Source organism: Streptomyces sp. NPDC048751 (genome assembly GCF_043198595.1).
In the GTDB taxonomy this organism is placed as follows: Bacteria; Actinomycetota; Actinomycetes; order Streptomycetales; family Streptomycetaceae; genus Streptomyces.
The window spans coordinates 72,605-97,565 of sequence record NZ_JBICUX010000006.1; the positions used below are offsets into that span (position 1 = coordinate 72,605).

The 24,961-nt window shown below is 71.4% G+C and carries 24 protein-coding genes; 12 read left to right on the top strand and 12 right to left on the bottom strand.

The genetic code is table 11. The features are described 5' to 3' along the window. Positions 1 to 47: 47 nt before the first annotated feature. Genes cobM through cobC form a run of 6 tightly spaced genes read left to right on the top strand, consistent with a single transcriptional unit; the run spans position 48 to position 6,395 of the window. Positions 48 to 866, top strand: coding sequence for a precorrin-4 C(11)-methyltransferase (gene cobM, locus ACGFNV_RS20110; RefSeq protein ID WP_393624213.1), 819 nt, complete (start codon positions 48 to 50; stop codon positions 864 to 866). Continuing rightward, entirely contained in the window at positions 863 to 2,113 is a 1,251-nt protein-coding gene (gene cbiE, locus ACGFNV_RS20115) for a precorrin-6y C5,15-methyltransferase (decarboxylating) subunit CbiE (protein WP_393624214.1), read from the top strand. Before cobM ends, cbiE begins: the two co-directional genes overlap by 4 nt. Then, on the top strand, positions 2,110 to 3,801 hold the full coding sequence (gene cobJ / locus ACGFNV_RS20120; protein WP_393624216.1) for a precorrin-3B C(17)-methyltransferase: 1,692 nt from the start codon (positions 2,110 to 2,112) through the stop codon (positions 3,799 to 3,801). Before cbiE ends, cobJ begins: the two co-directional genes overlap by 4 nt. A gap of 20 nt (positions 3,802 to 3,821) precedes the next feature. Continuing rightward, entirely contained in the window at positions 3,822 to 4,409 is a 588-nt protein-coding gene (locus ACGFNV_RS20125; protein ID WP_393624714.1) for a precorrin-8X methylmutase, read from the top strand. Next, on the top strand, positions 4,406 to 5,344 hold the full coding sequence (locus tag ACGFNV_RS20130; protein WP_393624218.1) for a sirohydrochlorin chelatase: 939 nt from the start codon (positions 4,406 to 4,408) through the stop codon (positions 5,342 to 5,344). Before ACGFNV_RS20125 ends, ACGFNV_RS20130 begins: the two co-directional genes overlap by 4 nt. After that, complete coding sequence (gene cobC / locus ACGFNV_RS20135) at positions 5,334 to 6,395, top strand: Rv2231c family pyridoxal phosphate-dependent protein CobC (RefSeq protein ID WP_393624219.1); 1,062 nt, start codon at positions 5,334 to 5,336, stop codon at positions 6,393 to 6,395. Before ACGFNV_RS20130 ends, cobC begins: the two co-directional genes overlap by 11 nt. A gap of 12 nt (positions 6,396 to 6,407) precedes the next feature. On the opposite strand, the gene ACGFNV_RS20140 is transcribed toward cobC, so the two are convergent. From ACGFNV_RS20140 to ACGFNV_RS20180, 9 genes are all read right to left on the bottom strand, one after another. Then, the gene (locus ACGFNV_RS20140; protein ID WP_393624221.1) at positions 6,408 to 8,297 is read right to left on the bottom strand and encodes a DUF2264 domain-containing protein; all 1,890 of its coding nucleotides are present in this window, start codon (positions 8,295 to 8,297) and stop codon (positions 6,408 to 6,410) included. Positions 8,298 to 8,394: 97 nt separating this feature from the next. Further along, the gene (locus tag ACGFNV_RS20145) at positions 8,395 to 9,444 is read right to left on the bottom strand and encodes a LacI family DNA-binding transcriptional regulator (protein ID WP_393624223.1); all 1,050 of its coding nucleotides are present in this window, start codon (positions 9,442 to 9,444) and stop codon (positions 8,395 to 8,397) included. 64 nt (positions 9,445 to 9,508) lie between these two features. Continuing rightward, positions 9,509 to 11,158: an extracellular solute-binding protein gene (locus tag ACGFNV_RS20150; protein ID WP_393624225.1), complete on the bottom strand. Its 1,650-nt coding sequence runs from the start codon at positions 11,156 to 11,158 to the stop codon at positions 9,509 to 9,511. A 38-nt stretch (positions 11,159 to 11,196) separates the two neighbouring features. After that, positions 11,197 to 12,084 carry a carbohydrate ABC transporter permease gene (locus tag ACGFNV_RS20155; protein WP_393624227.1) on the bottom strand — a complete coding sequence of 296 codons (888 nt, stop codon included), beginning with the start codon at positions 12,082 to 12,084 and terminating at the stop codon, positions 11,197 to 11,199. Continuing rightward, positions 12,081 to 12,935, bottom strand: a complete 855-nt coding sequence (locus ACGFNV_RS20160) for an ABC transporter permease (RefSeq protein ID WP_393624715.1) — start codon at positions 12,933 to 12,935, stop codon at positions 12,081 to 12,083. The genes ACGFNV_RS20155 and ACGFNV_RS20160 overlap by 4 nt, the downstream gene beginning before the upstream one ends. Before the next feature lie 251 nt (positions 12,936 to 13,186). Continuing rightward, positions 13,187 to 14,278 (bottom strand): amidohydrolase family protein, encoded by a 1,092-nt coding sequence (locus tag ACGFNV_RS20165; RefSeq protein ID WP_393624229.1) that lies wholly within the window; start codon positions 14,276 to 14,278, stop codon positions 13,187 to 13,189. Between the two features lie 174 nt (positions 14,279 to 14,452). After that, positions 14,453 to 15,247, bottom strand: a complete 795-nt coding sequence (locus tag ACGFNV_RS20170) for an amino acid ABC transporter ATP-binding protein (RefSeq protein WP_393624231.1) — start codon at positions 15,245 to 15,247, stop codon at positions 14,453 to 14,455. After that, positions 15,244 to 16,077 carry an amino acid ABC transporter permease gene (locus ACGFNV_RS20175; RefSeq protein WP_393624233.1) on the bottom strand — a complete coding sequence of 278 codons (834 nt, stop codon included), beginning with the start codon at positions 16,075 to 16,077 and terminating at the stop codon, positions 15,244 to 15,246. Before ACGFNV_RS20175 ends, ACGFNV_RS20170 begins: the two co-directional genes overlap by 4 nt. A gap of 3 nt (positions 16,078 to 16,080) precedes the next feature. After that, the gene (locus ACGFNV_RS20180; RefSeq protein WP_393624235.1) at positions 16,081 to 16,944 is read right to left on the bottom strand and encodes a transporter substrate-binding domain-containing protein; all 864 of its coding nucleotides are present in this window, start codon (positions 16,942 to 16,944) and stop codon (positions 16,081 to 16,083) included. 173 nt (positions 16,945 to 17,117) lie between these two features. On the opposite strand from ACGFNV_RS20180, the gene ACGFNV_RS20185 reads away from it, so the two are divergent. The 6 genes from ACGFNV_RS20185 (at position 17,118) to thpD (ending at position 22,246) form a co-directional block, all read left to right on the top strand. Then, the gene (locus ACGFNV_RS20185; protein WP_393624236.1) at positions 17,118 to 18,215 is read left to right on the top strand and encodes a pyridoxal-phosphate-dependent aminotransferase family protein; all 1,098 of its coding nucleotides are present in this window, start codon (positions 17,118 to 17,120) and stop codon (positions 18,213 to 18,215) included. A 57-nt stretch (positions 18,216 to 18,272) separates the two neighbouring features. After that, on the top strand, positions 18,273 to 18,800 hold the full coding sequence (locus ACGFNV_RS20190; RefSeq protein WP_393624237.1) for a DinB family protein: 528 nt from the start codon (positions 18,273 to 18,275) through the stop codon (positions 18,798 to 18,800). A 305-nt stretch (positions 18,801 to 19,105) separates the two neighbouring features. Then, positions 19,106 to 19,618 carry a diaminobutyrate acetyltransferase gene (ectA, locus tag ACGFNV_RS20195; RefSeq protein WP_393624239.1) on the top strand — a complete coding sequence of 171 codons (513 nt, stop codon included), beginning with the start codon at positions 19,106 to 19,108 and terminating at the stop codon, positions 19,616 to 19,618. 32 nt (positions 19,619 to 19,650) lie between these two features. After that, positions 19,651 to 20,922 (top strand): diaminobutyrate--2-oxoglutarate transaminase, encoded by a 1,272-nt coding sequence (gene ectB / locus ACGFNV_RS20200; protein WP_393624241.1) that lies wholly within the window; start codon positions 19,651 to 19,653, stop codon positions 20,920 to 20,922. A 19-nt stretch (positions 20,923 to 20,941) separates the two neighbouring features. Continuing rightward, positions 20,942 to 21,346, top strand: a complete 405-nt coding sequence (locus tag ACGFNV_RS20205) for an ectoine synthase (RefSeq protein ID WP_393624243.1) — start codon at positions 20,942 to 20,944, stop codon at positions 21,344 to 21,346. A 6-nt stretch (positions 21,347 to 21,352) separates the two neighbouring features. Beyond that, positions 21,353 to 22,246: an ectoine hydroxylase gene (gene thpD, locus ACGFNV_RS20210; protein ID WP_393624244.1), complete on the top strand. Its 894-nt coding sequence runs from the start codon at positions 21,353 to 21,355 to the stop codon at positions 22,244 to 22,246. 150 nt (positions 22,247 to 22,396) lie between these two features. Here thpD and ACGFNV_RS20215 read toward each other — a convergent pair whose 3' ends face one another. The 3 genes from ACGFNV_RS20215 to ACGFNV_RS20225 all read right to left on the bottom strand — a co-directional run bounded on the left by ACGFNV_RS20215 (position 22,397) and on the right by ACGFNV_RS20225 (position 24,875). Then, positions 22,397 to 23,449 carry an aminotransferase class V-fold PLP-dependent enzyme gene (locus tag ACGFNV_RS20215; protein ID WP_393624246.1) on the bottom strand — a complete coding sequence of 351 codons (1,053 nt, stop codon included), beginning with the start codon at positions 23,447 to 23,449 and terminating at the stop codon, positions 22,397 to 22,399. Positions 23,450 to 23,551: 102 nt separating this feature from the next. Next, on the bottom strand, positions 23,552 to 24,271 hold the full coding sequence (locus ACGFNV_RS20220; RefSeq protein WP_393624247.1) for a DsbA family oxidoreductase: 720 nt from the start codon (positions 24,269 to 24,271) through the stop codon (positions 23,552 to 23,554). Positions 24,272 to 24,371: 100 nt separating this feature from the next. Next, positions 24,372 to 24,875, bottom strand: coding sequence for a GNAT family N-acetyltransferase (locus tag ACGFNV_RS20225; RefSeq protein WP_393624248.1), 504 nt, complete (start codon positions 24,873 to 24,875; stop codon positions 24,372 to 24,374). Between the last annotated feature and the right edge of the window lie 86 nt (positions 24,876 to 24,961).

Here is a 24,961-nt window from a genome sequence, read left to right on the forward strand (position 1 = left end):
ATTCGCAGGACTTTGCTCGTAGGACTTGTAGGAGAGGACAGATTCTCATGGCCGATGCCCCCACCGGCAAGGTGACCTTCGTCGGTGCCGGCCCCGGCGCCGCCGATCTGCTGACGTTCCGGGCCGCGCGTGCCATCGCCGACGCCGACGTGGTGATCTGGGCGGCGAGCCTGGTCCAGGCGGAGGTCCTCGAGCACGCGCGCGAGGGCGCGGAGATCCTCGACTCGGCGACCATGTCGTTGGAGGACGTCGTCGCCGTGTACGAGCGGGCGTTCGCCGAGGGGCTCAGGGTCGCCCGGATCCACTCCGGGGACCCCGCGCTGTGGGGCGGCACGCAGGAGCAGGTCGACCGGTGCGCGGAGATCGGCATCGAGACGGAGATCGTGCCGGGTGTCTCGTCGTTCTCGGCCGTCGCCGCGCTCGCGCAGCGCGAGCTGACCATCCCGGAGGTCGCCCAGTCCGTGGTCCTGACCCGGCTCGGCGGCGGCAAGACGCCGATGCCGCCGGGCGAGGAGGTGCGGGAGTTCGCCAAGCACGGCACGACCATGGCGATCTTCCTGTCGGCGGCCCGCAGCGGCCAGCTGGTGCGGGAGCTGCTGGAGGGCGGCTACCCGACGTCCACGCCGGTCGTGGTCGCCTACCAGGCGACCTGGCCGGAGGAGCTGGTCGCGCGGTGCACGATCGGCACGCTGGAGGAGACGGTCAAGGAGCACAAGCTCTGGAAGCACACGCTGTTCCTGGTCGGCCCGGCCCTGGACGCGCACGGCACCCGCTCGCACCTCTACCACCCCGGTCACTTCCACGGTTTCCGCAAGGCCGACCCGCAGGCCCGCAGGGCGCTGCGCGAGCGCGGGGCGAGCACGTGATCACGGTCGTCGGTACGGGCACCGGCGCGCCGGTGCCCGAGGACGCCGAGGACGTGCTGGCAGGGGCCGAGCTGGTCGTGGGCGGGCGACGGCACCTGGAGGCCGTACGGCTGCCGGAGGCCGCCGAGCGGATCGTCCTCGGGCCGCTCGCCCCCGCGCTCGACGCCATCGAGGAGTACGTCGTCAAGGAGCGGCCGGTCGTCGTGCTGGCCTCCGGGGACCCCGGGTTCTTCGGGATCGTGCGGGCGCTGGCCGAGCGGTTCGGGGCCCGGCGCCTGGCGGTGCGGCCGGGCGCGTCCTCGGTGGCCACAGCGTTCGCGCGACTCGGGCTGACCTGGGACGACGCCGTCGTGGTCAGCGCGCACGGGCGGGATCCGCGGACGGCCGTCAACGCCTGCCGGGCGCATCCGAAGGTCGCCGTGCTGACGGGGCCCGGCGCCGGGCCGGCCGAGCTGGGCGCCGCGCTCGCGCGCACCGCGCCCGGGCGGGTCCTCGTCGTCGCGTCCGCGTTGGGCGATCCCTCGGCCGAACGCGTGGAGCGGGTCTCCCCCGCCGAGGCCGCGGCGCGCGACTGGGGTACGGCGGTGAGTGTCGTGCTGTGCCTGGACGAGGCGCGGTCGGTCGGTCCCGTACGGACGCTCGCGGGACCGGGTGAACGGCCCGCCGGGTGGGCCCTGGACGAGTCCGCCTTCGCGCACCGCGACTCGATGATCACCAAGTTCGAGGTGCGGGCCCTGGCCCTGGCCCGGCTCGGACCGCGCCCCGGCGATCTGGTCTGGGACGTGGGCTCCGGCTCGGGTTCCGTGGCCGTGGAGTGCGCGCGGCTCGGCGCCGCCGTGAGCGCGGTGGAGAAGGCCGGGGACGGTGTCGAGCGGATCCGGGCGAACGCCGACGCGCACGGCGTCGACGTGCACGTGGTGCGGGGCGTGGCGCCGGACACGCTGAGCGAACTCGACGACCCGGACGCCGTGTTCGTCGGGGGCGGCGGGCGTGAGCTGCCCGACATCGTCGGCGCGTGCGCGCACCGGGCCCGGCGGACCGTCGTCGTCGCCCTGGCCGCGCTGGACCGGGTGCCGGCGGTGCGTTCGGCGCTCACCGGTGCCGGGTTCGACTGCGACGGGGTGCTGTTGCAGTCGTCGCGGCTCGCGCCGCTGCCGGGGGATGTGACCCGGCTGGCGGCCACCAATCCCGTCTTTCTGTTGTGGGGCGTCAGAAGCCCCGTCCTCGGAGAAGGAGTTGCACAGTGATCGGCCTGATTTCCGCCACCGCGGCGGGGGCGGCGGCACGCGACCGGCTGGCCGCTGCCTGGCCGGAGCGGACGCGCGTGTACGACGGGCCCGTGGGGGACGCCGTACGGGCCGCGTTCGCGGAGTGCGAGCAGGTGGTGTGCTTCCTCGCCACGGGGGCGGTCGTACGGCTGATCGCGCCGCTGTTGGGGGACAAGGCGTCCGACCCAGGTGTGGTGTGCGTCGACGAGGGCGGGCGGTACGCCGTGTCGCTGGTCGGCGGGCACGGGGGCGGGGCGAACGAGCTCGCGCGTGAGGTCGGGGAGGCGCTGGGTGCCGAGCCGGTGGTGACCACGGCCACGGATGCGGTGGGGATGTCGGGTCTGGACACCCTCGGCCTCCCCGCGGAGGGTGACGTGGCCGGCGTGACCCGAGCCCTGTTGGACGGGGAGCCGGTCGCGCTGGACGCCGAGGTGCCGTGGCCGCTGCCACCTGTGCCGTTCTCGGCGGAGGGGGCCGCCCGCGTGCGGCTGACCGATCGGGCCGTGGAGTCCCTTCCCGGCGAGGTGCTGCTGCGCCCGCCCTCCCTCGTCGTCGGTGTCGGCGCCTCCAAGGGCGCCCCGGTCGACGAAGTCCTCGAGTTGGTCCGCGGCGCCCTGCGGGACGCGGGGCTGTCTCCGCGTAGCGTCGGCGAACTCGCCACCGTGGACGCCAAGGCCGAGGAACCCGGCATCGTGGAAGCGGCCGCGCGGCTCGGGGTGCCCCTCGTGACCTACCCGGCCGAGGAGTTGGCCGCGATCGAGGTCCCCCATCCCTCCGACGCTCCGCTCGCCGCCGTCGGGACGGCGTCCGTCGCCGAGGCCGCCGCCCTCGTGCGCGGGGGCGAACTCCTCGTACCCAAGCGCAAGTCGACGCGGGAGGACGGGCGGCCCGCGATGGCGACCTGTGCCGTCGCACGGCGGCCCGCGCGGGGACGGCTCGCGGTCGTCGGGCTGGGGCCCGGCGCCCGGGACCTGCTGACGCCGCGCGCGAAGGCGGAGCTGCGGCGGGCGTCGGTGCTCGTCGGGCTCGACCAGTACGTGGACCAGATCCGCGATCTGCTGCGGCCCGGTACCCGGATCCTGGAGTCGGGGCTCGGGGCGGAGGAGGAGCGGGCGCGGACCGCTGTGGCCGAGGCGCGCAAGGGGCAGGCGGTCGCCCTCATCGGCAGCGGCGACGCCGGCGTGTACGCGATGGCCTCGCCCGCGCTCGCCGAGGCGTCCGACGACATCGACGTGGTCGGGGTGCCCGGTGTCACCGCCGCGCTCGCGGCGGCCGCGATCCTCGGTGCGCCGCTCGGGCACGACCATGTGTCGATCAGCCTGTCCGACCTGCACACCCCGTGGGAGGTCATCGAGCGGCGGGTGCGGGCGGCGGCCGAGGCGGACATCGTGGTCACGTTCTACAACCCCCGTTCCCGGGGCCGGGACTGGCAGCTGCCGAAGGCGCTCGCGATCCTCGCCGAGCACCGGGAGCCGACGACGCCGGTCGGTGTCGTACGCAACGCCTCACGCCCGGACGGGACCGCCCGGGTGACCACCCTCACGGACCTGGACCCGGCGACGGTCGACATGATGACCGTCGTGACCGTGGGCAACACGGCGACCCGGGACGTCGCGGGGCGCATGGTGACGCCGCGCGGCTACCGCTGGCAGGAGGCTGCATCATGAGCGACTCCGTCGCGGGGCGAGTGAACCGCGTCGTCCATCCGATCGAGGAGGAGTCCTACCGGCGGCTGCGCGCCCGCCTGGACACCTCGCACTTCCCGCCGCTGACCCGGGCGGTGGTGGAGCGGGTCATCCACTCGGCCGCCGACCTCGGCTACGCCACGGATCTCGTCATGGACGAGGGCGAGCTGGAGAAGGCACACGCGGCCCTGCACGGGGGCGCGCCCGTCGTCGTGGACGTGGAGATGGTCGGGGCCGGCATCACCCGGCGTGAGACCGTCTGCCGACTCGGGGACGCCGTGGCCGGGCCGGGGCTGACCCGGTCGGCGCACGCGATCCGGCTCGCGTACGAGCAGGTCGGCCCGGGGGCCCTCTGGGTGATCGGCAACGCCCCCACCGCGCTGGAGGAGTTGCTGACGCTGGACGCCTCCCCCGCGCTCGTCATCGGTCTGCCCGTCGGCTTCGTCGGAGCGACCGAGTCCAAGGCCGCGTTGCGCGAGAGCGGGCTGCCCGCCGTGAGCAACGTGTCCGAGAAGGGCGGTTCGGCCGTGGCCGCGGCCGCGCTGAACGCCCTGCTGTACCACCCCTTTTCCGCTGAGGAGCAACCGTGACCACCCCGCCGCCCGCCCTGCTCATCGCCGGCCACGGCACCCGGGACGACGCCGGAGCCGAGGCGTTCCGCGACTTCGTACGGGAGCTGGGTCGCCGCCACCCCGAACTGCCCGTCGCGGGCGGCTTCATCGAGCTGTCCCCGCCGCCGCTGGGCGAGGCGGTGACCGAGCTGGTGGAGCGGGGGGTACGCCGTTTCGCCGCCGTTCCGCTGATGCTGGTGGCCGCCGGGCACGCCAAGGGGGACATCCCGGCGGCGCTGGCCCGCGAGAAGGAGCGGCACCCCGGGATCACGTACACGTACGGGCGTCCGCTGGGCCCGCACCCGGCGCTGCTGAGCGTCCTCGAGCGGCGCCTGGACGAGGCCCTCGGGTCCTCCGGGCGCACGCCCGGCGACCGCTCGGACGTGACCGTGCTGCTCGTCGGCCGCGGCTCCACCGACCCGGACGCCAACGCCGAGGTGTTCAAGGCGGCGCGGCTGCTGTGGGAGGGGCGCGGGTACGCGGCTGTGGAGACGGCGTTCGTCTCGCTGGCGGCGCCGGACGTGCCGAGCGGACTCGACCGGTGCGTGCGCCTGGGCGCACGACGGATCGTCGTCCTGCCGTACTTCCTGTTCACGGGCATCCTGCCGGACCGGGTGCGGCACCAGACGGAGGGCTGGGCGGCCGCCCACCCGGAGGTCGAGGTGCGGTCGGCGGACGTCATCGGACCCGAGCCGGAGCTGCTGGACCTGGTGATGGAGCGGTACGAGGAGGCCGTGAAGGGCGATCTGCGGATGAACTGCGACTCGTGCGTCTACCGCATCGCGCTGCCGGGGTTCGAGGACAAGGTGGGGCTGCCGCAGCAGCCGCACTTCCACCCGGACGACGACGGACACGACCACGGTCACGGGCATCACCACCATCACGGAGGGCACGCGCACTCCCATGCACACTGACGGGCACGATCTGCGCCACCACGGGGACGCCGAGGTCCGTGACGACGGCTCGGCGCTGGTCGACCTCGCCGTGAACGTCCGCGCGGACACCCCACCGGAGTGGCTGCGCGCGCACATCGCCGGATCGCTGTCGGCTCTCGCGGCCTACCCGGACGGGCGGGCCGCGCGGGCCGCGGTGGCGGCGCGGCACGGGCTGCCGGTGGGGCACGTGCTGCTGACGGCGGGCGCGGCGGAGGCGTTCGTGCTGGTGGCGCGGGCGCTGAAGGTGCGCCGCCCCGTCGTGGTGCACCCGCAGTTCACGGAGCCGGAGGCGGCGCTGTGGGACGCGGGCCACTCCGTCGACCGGGTGGTGCTGCGCGAGGAGGACGGCTTCCGCCTCGACCCCTCGGCCGTGCCCGAGGACGCCGACCTGGTGGTGATCGGCAACCCGACGAACCCGACGTCGGTGCTGCACCCGGCCGCCGCCATCACCGAACTCGCCCGCCCCGGGCGGACGTTGGTCGTCGACGAGGCGTTCATGGACGCCGTACCGGGTGAGCGGGAGGCGCTGGCCGGGCGGACGGACGTACCCGGGCTGGTCGTCCTGCGCAGCCTCACGAAGACGTGGGGCCTGGCCGGGCTGCGCATCGGTTACGTCCTGGCTGCCCCGGAGACGATCGCGGAACTGGAGCGGGCCCAGCCGCTGTGGCCGGTGTCCACGCCGGCGCTGGCCGCGGCGGAGGCGTGCGTCTCCCCGCGGGCCCTGGCCGAGGCGGCCCACGCGGCCCATCGCATCGCCGCGGACCGGGCCCACCTCGTCGCCGGGCTCACCGAGTTCGCGTCGGACGGCGTCCGGGTGGCCGAGCCCGCCGAGGGCCCCTTCGTCCTCGTACGTCTCCCCCGGGCCCCCGCCGTCCGCCGTCACCTGCGCGACCTCGGCTACGCGGTCCGGCGCGGGGACACCTTCCCGGGCCTGGACGAGGAGTGGCTGCGGCTCGCGGTCCGGGACCGCCAGACGGTGAACGGCTTCCTGCAGGCACTGGACCGCGCGATCACGCTGGCGTCGGACTGAGCGGGCGCGGGGTCAGGACGGTGGCGGCACGGTCTCCGTCGAGGCGTCCGGGAAGCGGATCGTCACCGTTCCGTCGGGCGCGACCCGCGCGCTCGCACCCGTCCACCGGGCGTGCGGATCGGCGCTGAGCAGTACGAGAGTGACCAACAGGCTCGCCCCGTCAGATCGTTGGAGGACGGGGGTCGCCGAGCAGCGGCCGACGGCGTTGACGTCGACGTCCTGGACGACCGTGCCCTCGGTGTCCCCCCAGCCGTAGAGGCCGACGAGTGCGCTGGTCAGACCGTCCGCACGGCGGGCGACGGCCAGCGCGGGACCGGTCTCCCCCATCGGCGCCACCGTGTCGTCGGCGACGGCCCAGCCGCCCTCCCGCACGGGTGTGCCGAGCGGCGCGTCGAGGCGGTGGACCCGCACTTCCCACGGCCCGTGCACCACGCTCACGGTCTCGACGCGGTGCCCCTCACCGGTGTCGCCCGACACCCGTGCCCGGTGCCAGGAGGCGGCCTGGCGGCCCTGGGTGCCCAGGGGGTGGATACGGCCGCGTGGGGAAGGGGTGCCGTCGGGGGCGAGCAGCGCGATGTGGTTGTCGGGACCCGTGGCCGACGGCGGAGTCTCGGGAGCGGTGGCGCTGGAGTAGGCGAGGCGGGCGTAGTGGGGGCTGTCGTCGGCCGTGGCGGGCGCGGGCGGAAGCCGGTCGCTGCCGTGGTTGACGAGCCGTACGATCCCGTCGGCGGCGGTCGAGTGCAGCAGCCAGCCGGGGGCGGGCAGCGCGAGGGTGGTGTCGGCCGTGTCCACGGGTGCCGCCTCCTCCGGTGCCGTCCACACGGGGTGCTCGGCGGGCAGCAGCAGACCGAGGAACGCCTTGCTCGCCCAGTACGGGGAGGCGGGCCCGGAGTAGCGCTGGGTGACGGGCAGGAAGGGCCGGTACCAGCCGAGGCTGAGCAGTCCCCGCTCGTCGGGCGCACCACGCTCCGCGAAGTGCTTCAGCGCTCCCGAGGCGAGGCGCCGGGTACGGCCCGGGGGTAAGGGGGTGGCGTCGGCGAGGGCGCCGGCCCACAGCGGGGCGGTGGTCGCGAACCGGTACGTGAGGGAGCGGCCCTGATGGACCGGGGCACCGTCGGAGCCGAAGAAGAACTGGTGCGCGGTGAGGAACTCGCTCAGTCTCACCCGGTGCCGGGCCACCGTGCCGGCGTCCGCGCGCGGGCCCGCGATCCGCGCCCACAGCACCGGATACAGATGCAGCGCCCAGGCGTTGTAGTAGTCGAACTTCTTGCCGTCACCGTCGGTGTACCAGCCCCCGCCCCGATACCAGTCGTCGAGCCGGGCCAGCCCCGCGTCGATCTCGGCGCGGCTGTGCGGTGCGCCGACGGAGGCCAGGAACTCCTCCGCGATGACCTGGAACAGCCGCCAGTTGGAGTCGTTGACGTCGGCACCGACGAACCCGCCCAGCCAGTCGGCGACCCGCGCCCGGACGGTGTCGTCGAGGTGGTCCCACAGCCAGGGGCGCGACTCGTGCAGAGCGACGGCGACGGACGCCGCCTCGACCATCGGCTGGGCGCGGTCGGTGACCGGCGGCCAGTGTTCGGGATGATGCGGATCGGTACCGGCTGCGAGACCGGCTGCGTACCGCTCGATGAGGGCGGGTCCGAGGCGCCCGTTCGAACCGGCGATACGGAAAGCAGCGAGGAGAAAGGACCGCGCGAAGCCCTCCAGCCCGTCGGACCAGGGCCCGGAGTGGCTGGGCGGACCGGGAAGCCGGTACTGAGCGAAACCGGGCGTGGCGTACGGCAACAGTCCGTCGAGGAGACGATCTGCAACCGCTTCCCAGTGAGCGCGGGTCCACCCGGTGAGGGGCGAGAGAAGAAAGTCGGGCTCGGGGAGCTGCGTCAAGGGCGGCGCGGTCATACGGGGGTGAGACCTCCGTGAGTTGTAGTCAGAGGGAAGGGCAACGCAGTTCAGGGGCGCGGGGAACTGCGCGACCAGCCACGAACAACCCGCACTCTCACGACGGCAGCCTGGGGGCAGCCACACTTCTGCGTACAACGATGTGAGTGCCGAGCAGATGGCGTGTACCGGCTGCCCCCTCCGGATCCCGCAGAGCGATCCGTACAGCCGCACGCCCCAGTTCCTCCGCAGGCGTACGAACAGTGGTCAGCGGCGGATCGAAGTCCTCCGCGAGCGGAATATCGTTGTACCCAACAACAGAAATGTCCCGAGGAACCCGCAACCCCGCCTCCGCAATCGCGCGGAGCGCCCCCGCGGCGACCATGTCGTCCCCGGCGAACACCGCCGTGAACTCCCGTGTCTCCGTCAGGAGTTCACTCATAGCCCGCAGGCCCGCCGCACGGCCGAGGCCGCAGTCGATGACCCGCGCGGCCGCCGGAGGCAGCCCATGCTCGGCCAGCGCCCCCCGGTACCCGGCGACGCGCGCGTCCAGGGCGGTGTTGCCGGGCAGTCCGCCGAGGAAGACGATCCGGCGATGGCCCGCCGACAACAGATGGGCGGTGATGGCCCGGGCCCCGGCCTCATTGTCGAACTCGACGACCAGCGCGGGTATGTCGGGGCCCGGCGCCGGCCGCCCGCACAGCACCAGCCGCGCGCCCGAGGCGTCCAGGGCCTGCGCGTAGTGGGCCACGCGCGAGCGGTACGCGTCGTCCTCGACGACCCCGCCGACCAGGATGACGAGCCGTGCCCCCTCCTCCCGCATGAGCTGGACGAACTCCATCTCGCGCTGCGGATCCCCGCCCGTCGCGCCGACCACACACAGCCAGCCCCGGTCGGCGGCCTCCGCCTCCACGCCCTCGGCGACCTGCGCGTAGAAGGGGCTGGTGACCTGGCGGACGACGACGGCGGCCATCTTCCGGCCGCCCCCCACCAGTGCGCGCGCGTGCGCGTTGGCGACGTAGTCGAGGTCACGGGCGGCGCGCAGGACACGGGCCCGGGTCGCGGTGGGCACTGGATGGTTGCCGCTGAGCGCCCGCGACGCCGTGGCCATCGACACGCCCGCCCGCTCGGCGACCTCGCGGATCGTGACCCGTCCCTTGCCTGTCATGCCGTTCCCCATCCCCCGCGTGTCCTGCTCCACCAGCCGCGGATCCCGCTCCACCGGCGGAGCGTCACGTGTTGGCCGCGAAGTCCTTCGCGAACTCCGCCGCCATTCTGTCGCCGCCCCGCGCGCGCCACTTCTTCACCGCCCCGTCCCACTCCGACAGCGCCAGCCGCCCGGCCACGATCCCGGTGACGGTGTCGTCGAGCATCGCCTTGAGCGTGGTGCCCTGGGCGTTCTTCGTGCGGGACTGCAGGCCGTAGGAGGCGTTGCGGATGGCGCGCGGCACCACTTGCCGCTGCCAGGCGTGCAGGGCCCGTACGGCGTCGGGCATGCCCGGCACGAACAGCACCTGGGGGCCTTCGGCGAGGTACTTCAGCGGCAGGTTCGTGTTGTTCTCGACTTCGCCCAGTTCGGTGGGCTGCGGTGAGCCGTCCTTGGCGCGGGTGAAGTGGGTGCCCTCGACGCCGTAGTGGACGAGTTCCCACTCCTGGCTGCCGAAGGGGGCGGCGAGGTAGTCCAGGACGCGCAGCAGGAGCTGGATGCGTTCCTTCTTCGCCTTCTTCAGCACGGTGTAGCCGAAGGAGCGGCGGGCGGCGACGATACCGCCGGGCTCGCCGTCGACGCTGTACGGCAGTGCCGCCGCCGGGGTCAGTTTGCCGCGGGACTCCCGGTACTTGGGGAGGTAGGCGCCGAAGCCGTCCTGCATGGAGGCGACCGTGCCGTTGTAATAGAGCGTGGTCAGGTCGATCTGGGAGATGGACGTGGCGTCGGGGTGGTAGCAGCCGTTCTTGCGGAGTGCGGCCTGGAAGGCGATCGCCGCCTTGAAGCGTTCGTCGGCCCAGCCGGGCCGGAAGGTGCCGTCGTCGGTGACGGCCCACTCCTGGGGTGCGTTGTGGGCGGCGGAGTGCACGGCGTTGCCGAAGAGGGAGCCGTTGGCGGCGCCGAGCGCGTACCGCCTGCCTCCGGTGGCCCGCTGGGCGACGGCGGCGAAGTCGTCGGCGGTCCAGCCTTCCTTCATGCCGGCGTCGGTGAACATGCCCTGGTTGAGCCAGAGGGTGGAGCCGGGCAGCGGGCGCTCCAGCGGGATGCCGTAGATGCGGCCGCCGATGCGGCCCATGTCCTTCCAGGCGTGGGTGGGGATGTTGGCCAGGTTGGGGTGGTCGGCGATCGCCTCTCCGGAGAGGTACGGCGTGAGGTCCTCGGCCCGCCGCTGCACGAACTCGGCCTCGCGGGGCAGGACGAAGCCGGAGAAGAGGTTGATGATGTCGGGGAGGGCGTCGGGGTCGGCGGCCATGACGGTCGCCATCTTCTTCTGGTAGTCGGCCTGGGAGACGATCGTGTACTCGATCTTCACGCCGAGGGCCTTCTCGACGGCGGCCCAGAACCGGTTCGCGGAGGCGGGCTTGGGCGGGGTGCCGAAGGAGACCGTCATGACCTTGATGGTGGAGCCGTCGCCGGGCGTGCGGGAGACGGACTTCACCAGGTCGGCGGGGTAGGCGGTGTAGCCGGCCTGGACGCCGGCGTCGGTGGGGGCGAGGTCGGGCCGGGGGCCCTTGGCGGGCTTGTACGCGGGCCAGGGGGCGAGTTTCTTGCCCGCGTTGGAGACGTCGCTGTCGCCGGACCCGGTGGAGCAGGCGGTCAGCAGGGCGGGGACGGTCAGGACGGTGCCACCTGCGGCCACGGAGCGCAGCAGGGTGCGTCGGGACATACCGGTCATGAGCGAACGACCTTTCTGAGCACGGCTCTTGACGAAAGTCAGCTCTTGATGGCGCCGGTGAGCACGCCCTTGGTGAAGTACCTCTGCAGGAACGGGTAGACGAGCAGGATCGGCACGGTGGCGATGACCAGCACCGCCATCTGCACGGTCTGCGGGGCGGTGACGGTGCCCTCGCCGGTGGTGGCGTCGGTGAGGCCGGAGCCGGCCACGACGTAGGTGCGCAGGACCTGTTGGAGGGGCCAGTGGTCGCTCTCCAGGTAGAGCGAGGCGTAGAACCAGGAGTTCCAGTACGCCACCGCGTAGAACAGGCCGACGACGGCGAGCGCGGCCTTGGACAGGGGCAGGACGACCGAGACCAGCACCCGCCAGTCCCCCGCCCCGTCAAGGCGCGCGGCCTCATAGAGCTCTTCAGGGATGCCCTGGAAGAAGCCGCGCAGGACGACGAGGTTGAAGACGTTCACGAGGACGGGCAGGACGAGCGAGGCGTAGCTGTCCAGCAGGCCCAGCTCCTTGACCAGCAGGAAGCTGGGGATCATGCCGGGCGGGAACAGGAACGTGAACAGGACGAGCAGCAGCACGGGCCTGCCGCCGAGGACGCCGGGGCGGGAGAGGGCGTAGGCGAGGGTGACGGTGCAGGCGAGGCTGAGCAGGGTGCCGACGACGGTGACGCCCGCGCTGACGCCGAGGGCGTGGGTGACGATGCCGCCGTCGAGGATGTCGCGGTACGCCTTCAGCGACGGCTCGGTCGGCCACAGCACCCAGCCGCCGTTGTCGACGACCTCTTCGGTGGAGGCGAGCGAGGTCGAGACGATGACGAGGAACGGCACGCAGACCAGGAGGACGACGGCGGCGAGGGCGATCGCCTTGCCGGCCTGTGTGAGGGGCTTCGGCTTCTCCATCCAGCCCGGGCGGACCTGGGTGCTCACTTGTAGACCCCCTGTTCGCCGAGGCGGTGGGCGACCTTGTTGGCGGCGTAGACGAGGAGGGCGCCGACGACGCCCTTGAACAGGCCCGCGGCGGCCGCGAAGCCGTAGTCGCCGCCGACGATGCCCTGGTAGTAGACGAAGGTGTCGATGATCTCGGCGGCCTCGGGTCCGACGGCGTCGCGCTGGAGCAGCATCTGCTCGAAGCCGACGGAGAGGATGTCGCCGAGCCGCATGATCAGCAGCAGGACGATCACCGGGCGGATGGCGGGCAGGGTGACGTGCCAGAAGCGCCGCCAGGGGCCCGCTCCGTCGAGGGCGGCGGCCTCGTACTGCTGCTCGTCGACCTGGGACAGCGCGGCGAGGAAGATGATCGTGCCCCAGCCGGCGTCCTTCCAGATGACCTGGGCGACGACGAGCGGCCGGAAGGCGTCGGGGTTGCCGATGAGGTCGACGGTGTGCAGTCCCATGCCGTCGAGCGAGGAGTTGAGCAGCCCGGTGTCGCCGAGCACCTGCTGGAAGAGGGCGACGACGATCACCCACGAGATGAAGTGCGGCAGGTACGCCACCGACTGCACGAAGCGGCGCACCGAGCTCCAGGTGAGGCTGTGCAGCAGCAGGGCGAGGCCGAGCGGCACGGGGAAGTAGAAGACGAGCTGGAGGATCGCGATCCAGAGGGTGTTGAGGACCGCGGACCAGAACTCCCCGTCCTCGAACATGCGCTGGAAGTTGCCCAGGCCGACCCAGGGGCTGCCCCAGATGCCGTCGAAGGGCACGTACTCCTTGAACGCGATGACGTTGCCGACCAGTGCGCCGTAGTGGAACAGCAGGAAGTAGGCGAGGCCGGGCAGCATGAGCAGCAGAAGGGCGGGGCTTTGAAAGCGTTTTCGCGCCGGAGGCACGGCGTTCTTGCCGCGCCGGGCGCCGCCCACCCCTTTCTCACCTGTGTGTTCCCGTAAGTCAACGGCCACGGGTCCCCCTCACGCCTCGGAGTCGAGTGAGAGGAAGTTAAAACGCTTTCATTGGACGGTCAACAGCCCTGACACGGAACGGGCGTTGGTCGCTTCTCGAAAGTTTTCGGAGGCTGCTCGGTCGTCCGGTCGCTCTAGTCGACGACCCGTCCGTCGAGCACCACCCGGCGCGGCGACGCCAGCACCCGTACGTCCGTGCGGGGATCGGTCCCGTAGACGACGAGGTCCGCCGCCGCCCCCTCCTCCAGGCCAGGCCGGCCGAGCCATCCGCGGGCCGCCCAGGTGGTTGCCGCGAGGGCGTCGACCGGGGGGATGCCGGCCGTGACCAGTTCGGCGACCTCGGCGGCGACCAGGCCGTGGGGCAGGCTGCCGCCCGCGTCCGTGCCGACGTACACCGGGATGCCGGCGTCGTAGGCGTTGCGGACGGTGTCGTAGCGGCGTTCGTGCAGGCGCCGCATGTGGGCGGACCAGCGGGGGTACTTCGACTCGCCGCCGTCGGCGAGCGAGGGGAAGGTGGCGATGTTGACCAGGGTCGGCACGATCGCCACGCCATGCTCCGCGAAGAGCGGGATCAGGTCGTCCGTGAGTCCGGTGGCGTGCTCGACGCAGTCGATGCCCGACTCGACGAGGTCCCTCAGTGAGTTCTCGGCGAAGCAGTGGGCGGTGACGCGGGCGCCGAGGCGGTGGGCCTCCGCGATCGCCGCCTCGACCGCGGCCCGCGGCCAGCAGGGCGACAGGTCGCCCACCTCGCGGTCGATCCAGTCGCCGACCAGCTTGACCCAGCCGTCGCCCCGGCGGGCCTCCTGGGCGACGTACGCCACCAGGTCGTCCGGTTCGATCTCGTGGGCGTAGCCGCGGATGTAGCGGCGGGTGCGGGCGATGTGGCGGCCCGCCCGGATGATCTTCGGCAGGTCCTCGCGGTCGTCGATCCAGCGGGTGTCGGAGGGTGAGCCCGCGTCGCGGATCAGCAGGGTGCCGGCCTCGCGGTCGGTCAGCGCCTGCTTCTCCGCCACGTCCATGTCGACCGGTCCGTGCGCACCGAGCCCCACATGGCAGTGGGCGTCGACGAGGCCGGGCAGCGCCCAGCCCTCGACGGTCCGGACGTCACGGGCGCCGACGGGACGGTCGTAGGAGATCCGGCCGTCGACGACCCACAGCTCGTCCCGGACATCGTCGGGGCCGACCAGCACCCGGCCCTTCACGTGCAGCACCGCGCGATCGCTCATGTACCGCACCCTAAGGGCTGTCCCGTAATCCCTGGCGGGCGTGCGACGACAGCTACGGCACCTCGCCGCGTTGTCGGAACGTCCGCATACATCCAGTATGCGGACGTCCCTCCGCCTTGCGATGCACCGCATCTGACGCCGCACGCTGATCCACCAGAGATTACGGGACAGCCCTTAGTCAGTCGTCTTGCCCGCCTGCTGCGAGGTCTCCTCCTCCACGTCCGCCATCGCGGGGTCGAGGAGGCGGGAGAGGAAGTGGCGGGTGCGGTCGTGGGTGGGGGTGCCGATGACCTGAGCGGGGGTGCCGTCCTCGACGATCACGCCGTCGTCCATGAAGACGACCCGGTCGGCGACCTCGCGGGCGAAGGTCATCTCGTGGGTCACCACCATCATGGTCATGCCCTCGTTCGCCAGCATGCGCATGACCGCCAGTACGTCGCCCACGAGCTCCGGGTCGAGTGCGGAGGTCGGCTCGTCGAACAGCATCACCTCGGGGCCCATGGCGAGGGCGCGGGCGATCGCGACGCGCTGCTGCTGGCCGCCGGAGAGGGAGGAGGGGTAGGCGTTCGCCTTCTCGGACAGCCCCACCCGCTCCAGGTTCTCCGCCGCCACCTTCGCGGCCTGCGCCTTGTCCCGCCTGAGCACCCGGCGCTGCGGCAGGGTCAGGTTCTCGGTCACCGTGAGGTGCGGGAAGAGGTTGAACTGCTGGAAGACCATGCCGATACGGCGGCGGGCCGCGTCGATGTCGACGTCGGGGTCGGTCAGTTCGGTGCCGCCCACGAAGACCTGGCCCTTGGTGGGCTCCTCCAGGAGGTTCACGCAGCGCAGCAGCGTCGACTTGCCCGACCCGGAGGGGCCGATGACACAGACGACCTCGCCCTGGCCGATCTCCAGGTCGATGCCCCGCAGCACCTCGTTGTCGCCGAACGACTTGTGCAGTCCGCGTACGTCGATCTCGGGTCGGCTCATTTCACGGCCTCCTGGGCCTTGGCCTCCATACGGCGTACGACGAAGCCGAGGGGGATGGTCACCAGCAGGTAGCACAGGCCGGCGACGAGGATGGGCGTGGAGTTGGCGGTCGTGCTGGCCAGGTCACGGCCGAACTTGGACAGCTCTCGCTCCTCCAGGGTCACGCCGAGCAGCAGGACCAGGGAGGAGTCCTTGAAGAGCATGATGAGTTCGTTGGTGAGCGGCGGAAGGATGATCCGGAACGCCTGCGGGATGATGATCGAGAGCATCGCGCGGGCGGGCGAGAAGCCCAGCGAACGCGCCGCCTCCATCTGTCCCTTGGGCACCGCCTGGATGCCGGCCCGGAACGTCTCCGCCATGTAGGCGGCTCCGATCAGGCCTAGTCCGAGGGCGGCTTTGCCGTAGGTGCCGCCGACGATCTCCGTGCCGGGGAAGGCCAGCGGTACGGCCACGCCGATGAAGACGAAGATCAGCAGGGCGGGCAGACCGCGGAAGATCTCGATGTAGATCCCCGCGATCCAGCGGTACGGGCCGACCGACGACAGCCGCATCAGCGCGATGACCAGGCCGAGGACCAGACCGAGCAGGAAGCCGGTCACCGTGTACAGCACGGTGTTCTTCAGCGCCAGCGTGATGACGTCGGGGAACATCCGCCCGGCGATGTCGGCCTGCGCGAACTGGTTCTGCAGCCGTCCCCAGTCCGCCGATACCGCGAAGGCGATCACGGCGGCGACGAAGACGACGTACTGCACGCCGCGCGAGACGCTCCGCTTCTGCCGACGGGTCAGGCCCTTCTTGCGGGGCTCACGTCGTACGTCCGTGTCGGTCATGGGTCAGGACGCGGAGGGCGAGGCGGACGGGGAGGCGACGGAGGCGTCGTACGGGCCGATCCACTTCTCGTACAGCTTCTTGTAGGTGCCGTCGGCCTTGGCGTCGGCGAGCGCCTTGTTGATGGCGGCGACCAGCTTGGAGTTGCCCTTCTTCACCGTGAAGCCGTACTGCTCACCGGTGTTGAGGTTGTCGACGACCTTGTAGGCGTCCGCGTTGGCCTTGTCCTTGAGCCAGCCCTGGACGACCGGGTAGTCGATGATGACCGCCTTGACCTGGCCGGTGCGCAGGCCGTTGAGGACGGCGTCGGAGGACTCGAAGGAGACCGGGTCGAAGCCCTTGCTCTTGGCGTAGTCCTCGCCGGTGGTCTGCGCCTGGGCGCCGAGCTTGACCTTCTTGGACTTGACGTCGGCGAGGGAGTTCACGCCGCTCTTCTTGTCGACGAGGACGGCCTGCGTGGCGTCGAAGTACGGGTCGGAGAAGTCGACGTTCTTCTTGCGCTCCTCGGTGATGGTCATGCCGGCCGCGGCGAGGTCGCACTCGCCGGAGTTGAGGAAGGCGCCCGTCTTGAAGTTCTCGAAGGGGGTGTCGAGGATCGCCTGCTTCACGCCGAGGTCCTTGGCGACCAGGTCGATGAGGGAGACGTCGAAGCCCTGCACCTTGCCGTCGATCTCCGACTGGAACGGCGGGTACGGCAGGTGCGTGCAGGTGGTGAGCTTCCCGGCCTTGACCACCTCGACCCCGCCCGCGGCGGTCTTCGATCCGCTGCCGCCGTCGTCGGTGGACGTACAGGCGGCCACGAGCATGAGCCCCGCCGTCGCGGTGGTGGCGGCCAGGACACGGGTGCGACGGCCGAGGAGCGTGTTCACGACGGGCCTTCCTGTGGGTGACTGAGGGTTCCGATTATAAGGAGAAGTTTGAGTGTCTCAAACCAAACCGATGGTTGTGGAGTCGCCTGACCTACGAAGTCGCCGCTCCGGGGGTCAGGTGCATGCCGGTTACCCTCGTCACCTCTACCCCGTCAGTTGAAGAGAGCACCACCGTGACGCACCCGTTCCTGGACCTGACCCCGCTGAGCGCCGCCCGCTTCGCCTCGATCGAGGACCGGGTGGCGCGGCTGCTCGACACCCGGCAGGACGTCGTGATCATGCAGGGCGAGGCCCTGCTCCCGCTGGAGGGCGCGATCCGGGGCACGGCCGGCCCCGGCACGACGGCCCTGAACGTCATCACCGGCCCGTACGGGCAGACCTTCGGCGACTGGCTGCGGGACTGCGGTGCGACGGTGATCGACCTGGCGGTGCCGTTCCACACGGCCGTCACCGCCGAGCAGATCCGGGAGGCCTTCGCCGAGCACCCCGGCATCGACTTCGTGTCGCTGGTGCACGCGGAGGCGGCGACCGGCAACACCAACCCGGTCGCGGAGATCGGTGAGGTGGTGCGGGAGCACGGCGCGCTGTTCTACCTGGACGCGGTCGCCTCCGTCGGGGCCGAGCCGGTGCTGCCGGACGCGTGGGGCGTGGACCTGTGCGTGATAGGCGCGCAGAAGGCGATGGGCGGTCCGGCGGGTGTGTCGGCGGTGTCGGTGAGCGAGCGGGCCTGGGCGCGGATGGCGGCGAACCCGAAGGCGCCGCGCCGCTCGTACCTCTCCCTCCTGGACTGGAAGCAGCGCTGGATCGACGGCGGCCGCACGGCCCTGCCGCACGCGCCGGCCCAGCTGGAGATGCTGGGGCTGGAGGCGTGCGTCGAGCGGATCGAGGCGGCCGGCCTGGACGCGGTGATGGCCCGGCACGCGCGCGCCGCGGCGGGCACGCGAGCGGGGGCGGTGGCCCTGGGCGGACTCGAACCGTACGTGCACGAGGCGCGGGACGCGGCCCCCGTCGCCACCACGCTGCGCACCCCGTCGGGGGTCGTGGCCTCGGAGCTGGTGGCCCGGGCCCTGGAGGCCGACCCGGCACTGCCGCTGGCCGCGGGCGGGGGTGCCCTGGCCCAGGAGATGATCCGCGTCAACCACTACGGCCCGGACGCGACACCGGGTGCGGTACGCAGCTGCCTGGCGGCGCTGGGCGGGGCACTCGCCGGCAAGGGACTGGTGGTGGACCTGGGCGCGGCACTCGGGGCGGTCGAGGACGCGTGGCGGTGAGGTCCGCCCGCAGCTGAACCCGGCACCGCTGTCAGTGGGTCCTGGGATGCTCGCCCCATGCCCACCGAGACTCCCGGAACCCTCCCCGACGGCCGCCCCATCCCCCTGATGACCGGCGACGAGCGCCCCATGCTCGAGAGCTGGCTCGACTTCCATCGCGCCACGCTGGAGCTCAAGTGCCGTGGGCTGGACGACGCCCAGGTCCGGCTGGCGTCCGCCGAACCATCGGGGCTGACGCTGCTCGGGCTGGTGCAGCACCTCGCCGAGGTCGAGCGGAACTGGTTCCAGCGGGCGTTCGCCGGGCTGGACGTACCGCCGTTGTTCGAGGAGGAGACCGGGTACGCGCTCGCGCCCGGGCGGGGGCTCGACGAGGCGCTGGCGGTCTGGCGGCGGGAGGTCGCGCGGGGGCGGGAGCTGTGTGCCGGGCGGTCGCTGGAGGACTCCGGGCGGATCGCCGACGGCCCGATGGCCGGTCTCGAGGTCAGTCTGCGCTGGGTGCTCATTCATCTGATCGAGGAGTACGCCCGGCACAACGGTCACGCGGACATCCTTCGAGAACGCATCGACGGAGTTACCGGAGCCTAAATAGAAAGTAATTCTGGAATTCTTTACAGGGGTAGCTTCCCGTATTCTTCTGCCCGCTTTCCCTGTACCTAAACGCAAAGATTCTGCGAACGCCGAGTGGGGCGTTTCGGGCAGATTCCGTGAGGGTTGCACTCCTGTGACGCGTTCCACAGGTGAGGCATTTTGTGCCTTTTGGTGCGAACAAACTCGGGCATACTCCACATTCCCGTGCGCACGCTCCCGCACGCGCGATAACACATGAACCCTCCGCACGTAACCCCGAACGGCAATGCAATTTTGAATTTCCCTGGGTAAATTCAATTTGCATGACTGCCGCACCAGCAGACCTACTCATAGACCACCCGACGGTGGCCGACGGGGCCGCGCTCTGGCGGATTGCCAAGGAGTCCGGTTCTCTCGACCTGAACTCCTCCTACAGCTATCTGCTGTGGTGTCGCGACTTCGCCGGTACGTCGGTGGTGGCCCGCGGGGCCGACGGCGAGCCCGTCGGCTTCCTCACCGGCTACCTGCGTCCGGAGCGTCCCGGGACCCTCCTCGTGTGGCAGGTCGCCGTCGACGCCGCGCAGCGGGGGCGGGGGCTAGCCGCCCGACTGCTCGACGGGGTGACCGCGCGCGTCATGGCCGAACACGGTGTGACGTCCGTCGAAACGACGATCACGCCGGGCAACACCGCCTCCGAGCGCCTGTTCACGTCGTTCGCCGCCCGGCACGGCGCCGTCGTCGAGCGGACGGTCCTGTTCGACCGGGAGCAGTTCCCGGACGGCCCGCACGATCCCGAAGTCCTGTACCAGATCGGCCCGTTGGCCCCCACCAGTTGACAGCCGCCCGTCGCATTGAGGAGCGATTCGCCGTGACCATCACCCAGCCCGACCTCAGCGTCTTCGAAACCGTGGAGTCCGAGGTGCGCAGCTACTGCCGCGGCTGGCCCACCGTCTTCGACCGTGCCAGCGGCAGCCGCATGTACGACGAGGACGGCCACACCTACCTCGACTTCTTCGCCGGCGCCGGATCACTCAACTACGGCCACAACAACCCCGTGCTGAAACGGGCGTTGGTCGACTACCTGCTGCGGGACGGGGTCACCCACGGCCTGGACATGTCGACCGTGGCCAAGCGGTCGTTCCTGCAGACCTTCCAGGACCTCGTGCTGCGGCCGCGCGACCTGCCGTACAAGGTCATGTTCCCGGGTCCGACCGGCACCAACGCCGTGGAGGCCGCGCTGAAGCTGGCGCGGAAGGTGAAGGGCCGCGAGGCCATCGTGTCGTTCACCAACGCCTTCCACGGCATGTCGCTGGGCTCGCTGGCCGTCACCGGCAACGCCTTCAAGCGCGCCGGCGCGGGCATCCCGCTCGTGCACGGCACCCCGATGCCGTTCGACAACTACTTCGACGGCACGGTGGAGGACTTCCTCTGGTTCGAGCGGCTCCTGGAGGACCAGGGCTCGGGCCTGAACAAGCCCGCCGCCGTGATCGTCGAGACCGTGCAGGGCGAGGGCGGCATCAACGTCGCGCGCCCGGAGTGGCTGCGTGCGCTGTCCGAGCTGTGCGAGCGCCAGGACATGCTGCTGATCGTCGACGACATCCAGATGGGCTGCGGTCGTACGGGCGCCTTCTTCTCCTTCGAGGAGGCGGGGATCGTGCCCGACATCGTCACCGTGTCCAAGTCCATCAGCGGCTACGGACTGCCCATGTCGCTGTGCCTGTTCAAGCCCGAGCTGGACGTCTGGGAGCCGGGCGAGCACAACGGCACCTTCCGCGGCAACAACCCGGCGTTCGTCACCGCCACCGCCGCCCTGGAGACGTACTGGGCCGACGGCTCCGCCATGGAGAAGCAGACGCAGGCGCGCGGTGAGCAGGTCGAGCAGGGGCTCATCTCGATCACCGAGGAGAACCTGGCCGACGTCAAGGAGTACCGCGGCCGCGGCCTGGTCTGGGGCATGGAGTTCCACGACAAGGACCGCGCGGGGCGCGTCGCCAAGCGCGCCTTCGAGCTCGGGCTCCTGGTCGAGACCTCGGGTCCGGAGAGCGAGGTCCTCAAGCTGCTCCCGGCCCTGACCATCACGCCCGAGGAGCTGGACGAGGGCATGCGCGTCCTCGCCCGCGCCGTACGGGAAACCCACTAACGAGGAGGCATCGCACCCCGTGATCGTCCGTTCGTTCAAGGACATCGAAGGAACCGACCGGCATGTGAGGTCGGCGTCCGGCACCTGGGAGAGCAAACGCATCGTGCTCGCCAAGGAGAGGGTCGGCTTCTCGCTGCACGAGACGGTTCTGTACGCCGGGACCGAGACATCCATGTGGTACGCCAACCACATCGAGGCCGTCGTCTGTGTCGAGGGCGAGGCCGAGCTGACCGACCACGAGACCGGGCAGGCGCACACCATCACGCCCGGCACCATGTACCTCCTCGACGGGCACGAGCGGCACACGCTGCGCATCAAGGAGGACTTCCGCTGCATCTGCGTGTTCAACCCGCCCGTGACCGGACGGGAGGACCACGACGAGAACGGCGTCTACCCGCTGCTCACCGAACCCGAGGAGGTGTGAAGGATCATGACCACGACCATCGCCACTGATCTGTACCCCAGCCGCGGAGCCACCGAGGTGTCCGTGCCCCGGCAGGACCCGGTCGTCTGGGGCGCGCCGGGCACGCCCGGTCCGATCGCCGCCGGTGACCTGGAGGCGTACGAGCGGGACGGCTTCCTCGCCGTCGAGCAGCTCATCACGGACGACGAGGTCGCCGTCTACCGGGACGAGCTGAACCGGCTGGTCGCCGATCCGGAGATCCGCGCCGACGAGCGGTCGATCATCGAGCCGAAGTCCAAGGAGATCCGCTCGGTCTTCGAGGTCCACAAGATCAGCCAGCTGTTCGCCCAGCTGGTGCGCGACGAGCGGGTCGTCGGACGGGCCCGGCAGATCCTCGGCTCGGACGTGTACGTCCACCAGTCGCGGATCAACGTCAAGCCCGGCTTCGGCGCCTCCGGCTTCTACTGGCACTCGGACTTCGAGACCTGGCACGCCGAGGACGGCCTGCCGAACATGCGCACGGTGTCCGTCTCGATCGCGCTGACCGAGAACTACGACACCAACGGCGGGCTGATGATCATGCCCGGCTCGCACCGGACCTTCCTCGGGTGCGCGGGTGAGACGCCGAAGGACAACTACAAGAAGTCGCTGCAGATGCAGGACGCCGGTACGCCGTCGGACGAGGCGCTGACCAAGATGGCGTCCGAGTACGGCATCAGGCTCTTCACGGGCAGGGCCGGTTCGGCGACCTGGTTCGACTGCAACGCCATGCACGGGTCGGGCGACAACATCACCCCGTTCCCGCGCAGCAACGTCTTCATCGTGTTCAACAGCGTGGAGAACGAGGCCGTGGAGCCGTTCTCGGCTCCCGTACGGCGGCCGGAGTTCATCGGGGCGCGGGATTTCACTCCGGTGAAGTGAGCGAACTCGGCCGGGGGTCCGGGGGTTGCCCCCCCCCGGGAGACACAGTATCGGGGCGCGGGACTTCACTCCGGTGAAGTGACCCTGAGCTGACCCCGGGGTGCGGGCGGTGTCACCGGAAGGCCGGTGACACCGCCCGCTTCCGTGTGTTCAGCCCGCCAGCACGTCCAGCAGCCGGTCCACGTCCGCGGCCGTGTTGTACAGGTGGAAGGCCGCGCGCAGGTTGCCCGCGCGGTTGGAGACCTGGATGCCGGCCTCGCCCAACTCCGGCTGCCGCTGGCCGAGTCCGGGCACGGAGACGATCGCCGAACCGGGGGCGGGCACGGGCTCGTGGCCGAGCGTGGCGAGTCCCGCCCGGAAGCGGTCGGCGAGGGAGACGTCGTGGGCGCGCACGGCGTCCACGCCGAGCTCCTCGATCAGATCGAGGGAGCGACGCAGTCCCGAGAAGGTGAACAGGGCGTGGGTGAGGTCGAACCGCCGTGCGGAGTGGGCGAGTTCGGCCACGGGCCCGTAGCAGCTGTCCCAGGGCCGCTCGGCGGCGACCCACCCGGCGAGCACGGGCGTCAGCCCGCCGAAGTCCTCCGGGACCACCAGGAAGGCCGCGCCGTGCGGGCCCATCAGCCACTTGAAGGAGACGGACGCGGTGTAGTCGTAGGCGTCGGCGTCCATCGGCAGCCAGCCGGCGGCCTGGGAGAAGTCGACGTAGGTGCGCGCCCCGTGCGCCCGCGCCGCCTCGCGCAGGGCGGGCAGGTCGGCGATCCGGCCGTCCGCGGACTGGGCGGCACTGACCGCGACGAGTGCCGTGCCGGGGCGGACGGACTCGGCGATCCGCTCCAGCGGCACCGTGCGGACCTTGAGGTCGCCGCGGACGTGGAACGGGTTCAGTACGGAGGTGAAGTCGTCCTCCGCCGTGAGGACTTCGGCGCCCGCGGGCAGCGAGGTGGCGATGACGCCCGTGTGCGCGGCGACGGACGCGCCGACCGCCACCCGGGTGGCCGGGACGCCGGCGAGCCGGGCGTACGCGGCCCGGCAGGCCTCCACGTCCTCGAACAGCTCGGTCAGCGGCCTGCCCTCGGCCCGCAGCAGCGCCGCCTCGTGCAGGGCGGTGACGGTGCGGGCCGGGAGCAGGCCGTTGCTCGCGGTGTTGAGGTAGGTGTTCTTCGGGGCGAACTCGGCGCGGACGAGGGTCTCGAAGGTCTCCATGGGTCCACTGTGGGCCCCGGAGACCTGTTGGTCCATTGCAAATTTCTGCGCAATTCCCCCAACGAACGCTTATGGATCCGCCCCGACCTGCGCCTTTCCGGCTCAGCCCTGCTGCGGCACCGCGCATCCGTCCGGGCCGCACGCCTCGGCGCCGCCCTCGTCGAGCAGCTTCAGCGGCGAGCGTTCGCCCCAGGCCTGGGTGAGTGCCTGGGCGAAGACCTCGGCGGGCTGTGCGCCGGAGACGCCGTACTTGCGGTCGAGGACGAAGAACGGCACGCCGTTCGCGCCGAGCTCGGCCGCCTCGCGCTCGTCGGCGCGGACCTCGTCGGCGTAGGCGTCCGGGTCGGCGAGGACCTTGCGGACGGCCTCGGCGTCCAGACCGGCCTCGACCGCCAGCTCCACGAGCCGCTCGTCGCCCTCGGTGAACAGCGACCGCTCCTCGGCGAAGTTCGCGCGGTACAGGATCTGGATCAGTTCGTCCTGCCGCCCCTGTTCCTTGGCGAGGTGCAGCAGGCGGTGCATGTCGAAGGTGTTGCCGTGGTCGCGGTCCCGGGTGCGGTAGTCGAGGCCCTCGGCGGCGGCCTGCGCGCCCAGGTTGTCCTCACCGGCCTGGGCCTGCGCCTCGCTCATCCCGTACTTCCTGGTGAGCATGGTGATCACGGGCTGGACGTCACCCTTGGCGCGGCCCGGGTCCAGCTCGAAGGAGCGGTGCACCACCTCGACGTCGTCGCGGTGCGGGAAGGCCTCGAGCGCCTTCTCGAAGCGGGCCTTGCCCACGTAGCACCAGGGACAGGCGATGTCGCTCCAGATCTCGACGCGCATGGTGTCGGCTCTCTCCAGGGTCGTGCGGGGTGCGGAGACTCCCTCCGCCGGGTGCATGAACGTTCAAGCAGCCGCTTTCATTCCCGGTTCACTCCCCGGTTCATTCCCCGGTGACCCGGTAGCGCAGGTAGAGGTGGTGGTCTCCTTCCGCGGGCGGGTTCTCCGGGTCCGGCTCCCACCCCAGGCGGGTGTAGAACGCCTGGGCCCGCCGGTTGTCGACGTGCACGTCGAGGACGGCGTTCCGCCGGCCGTCGGCCTGCCACTGCTCCACGCAGGCCGCGTGCAGGGCCGTACCGATGCCGCCGCGCCAGTGGTCGGGGTCGACGTGGAACTGGAACAGTTTGACCGTGTCCGCGGGGGCGCCCTCGGGGGTGCGGAACGAGGCGAGCCCGACGATCCGGCTCCGCTCGACGACGCAGAGCACATGGCCGTCGGGCCGTGCCACGGCCGCGCGCCAGCCCGCGACCCAGTCGATGCCGTCGTCGGGGAGGCCGTCCGGGTAGTACGTCGCCCGGGCCCGCGCGTGCAGCGCGGCGACGGCCTCCGCCTCGGCGGGCAGGGCGCTGCGGATCACTCGGCTTCCGGTCACTCGCTCATTGATCATGCAACGGATGACGCGACCCGGGCCGCCCCCGGTTCCGGCGATACGGTGGAGGGAGGGCCGCCGATGTTCCCCGGCATGGAGGCACG

Coding starts and splice junctions, on each gene's coding strand:
- cobM (WP_393624213.1), top strand. CDS start 48: ATGGCCGATGCCCCCACCGGCAAGGTGACCTTCGTCGGTGCCGGCCCC.
- cobC (WP_393624219.1), top strand. CDS start 5,334: ATGCACACTGACGGGCACGATCTGCGCCACCACGGGGACGCCGAGGTC.
- ACGFNV_RS20140 (WP_393624221.1), bottom strand. CDS start 8,297: ATGACCGCGCCGCCCTTGACGCAGCTCCCCGAGCCCGACTTTCTTCTC.
- ACGFNV_RS20145 (WP_393624223.1), bottom strand. CDS start 9,444: ATGACAGGCAAGGGACGGGTCACGATCCGCGAGGTCGCCGAGCGGGCG.
- ACGFNV_RS20150 (WP_393624225.1), bottom strand. CDS start 11,158: ATGACCGGTATGTCCCGACGCACCCTGCTGCGCTCCGTGGCCGCAGGT.
- ACGFNV_RS20160 (WP_393624715.1), bottom strand. CDS start 12,935: ATGCTGCCCGGCCTCGCCTACTTCCTGCTGTTCCACTACGGCGCACTG.
- ACGFNV_RS20165 (WP_393624229.1), bottom strand. CDS start 14,278: ATGAGCGATCGCGCGGTGCTGCACGTGAAGGGCCGGGTGCTGGTCGGC.
- ACGFNV_RS20170 (WP_393624231.1), bottom strand. CDS start 15,247: ATGAGCCGACCCGAGATCGACGTACGCGGACTGCACAAGTCGTTCGGC.
- ACGFNV_RS20175 (WP_393624233.1), bottom strand. CDS start 16,077: ATGACCGACACGGACGTACGACGTGAGCCCCGCAAGAAGGGCCTGACC.
- ACGFNV_RS20190 (WP_393624237.1), top strand. CDS start 18,273: ATGCCCACCGAGACTCCCGGAACCCTCCCCGACGGCCGCCCCATCCCC.
- ectA (WP_393624239.1), top strand. CDS start 19,106: ATGACTGCCGCACCAGCAGACCTACTCATAGACCACCCGACGGTGGCC.
- thpD (WP_393624244.1), top strand. CDS start 21,353: ATGACCACGACCATCGCCACTGATCTGTACCCCAGCCGCGGAGCCACC.
- ACGFNV_RS20215 (WP_393624246.1), bottom strand. CDS start 23,449: ATGGAGACCTTCGAGACCCTCGTCCGCGCCGAGTTCGCCCCGAAGAAC.
- ACGFNV_RS20220 (WP_393624247.1), bottom strand. CDS start 24,271: ATGCGCGTCGAGATCTGGAGCGACATCGCCTGTCCCTGGTGCTACGTG.
- ACGFNV_RS20225 (WP_393624248.1), bottom strand. CDS start 24,875: ATGATCAATGAGCGAGTGACCGGAAGCCGAGTGATCCGCAGCGCCCTG.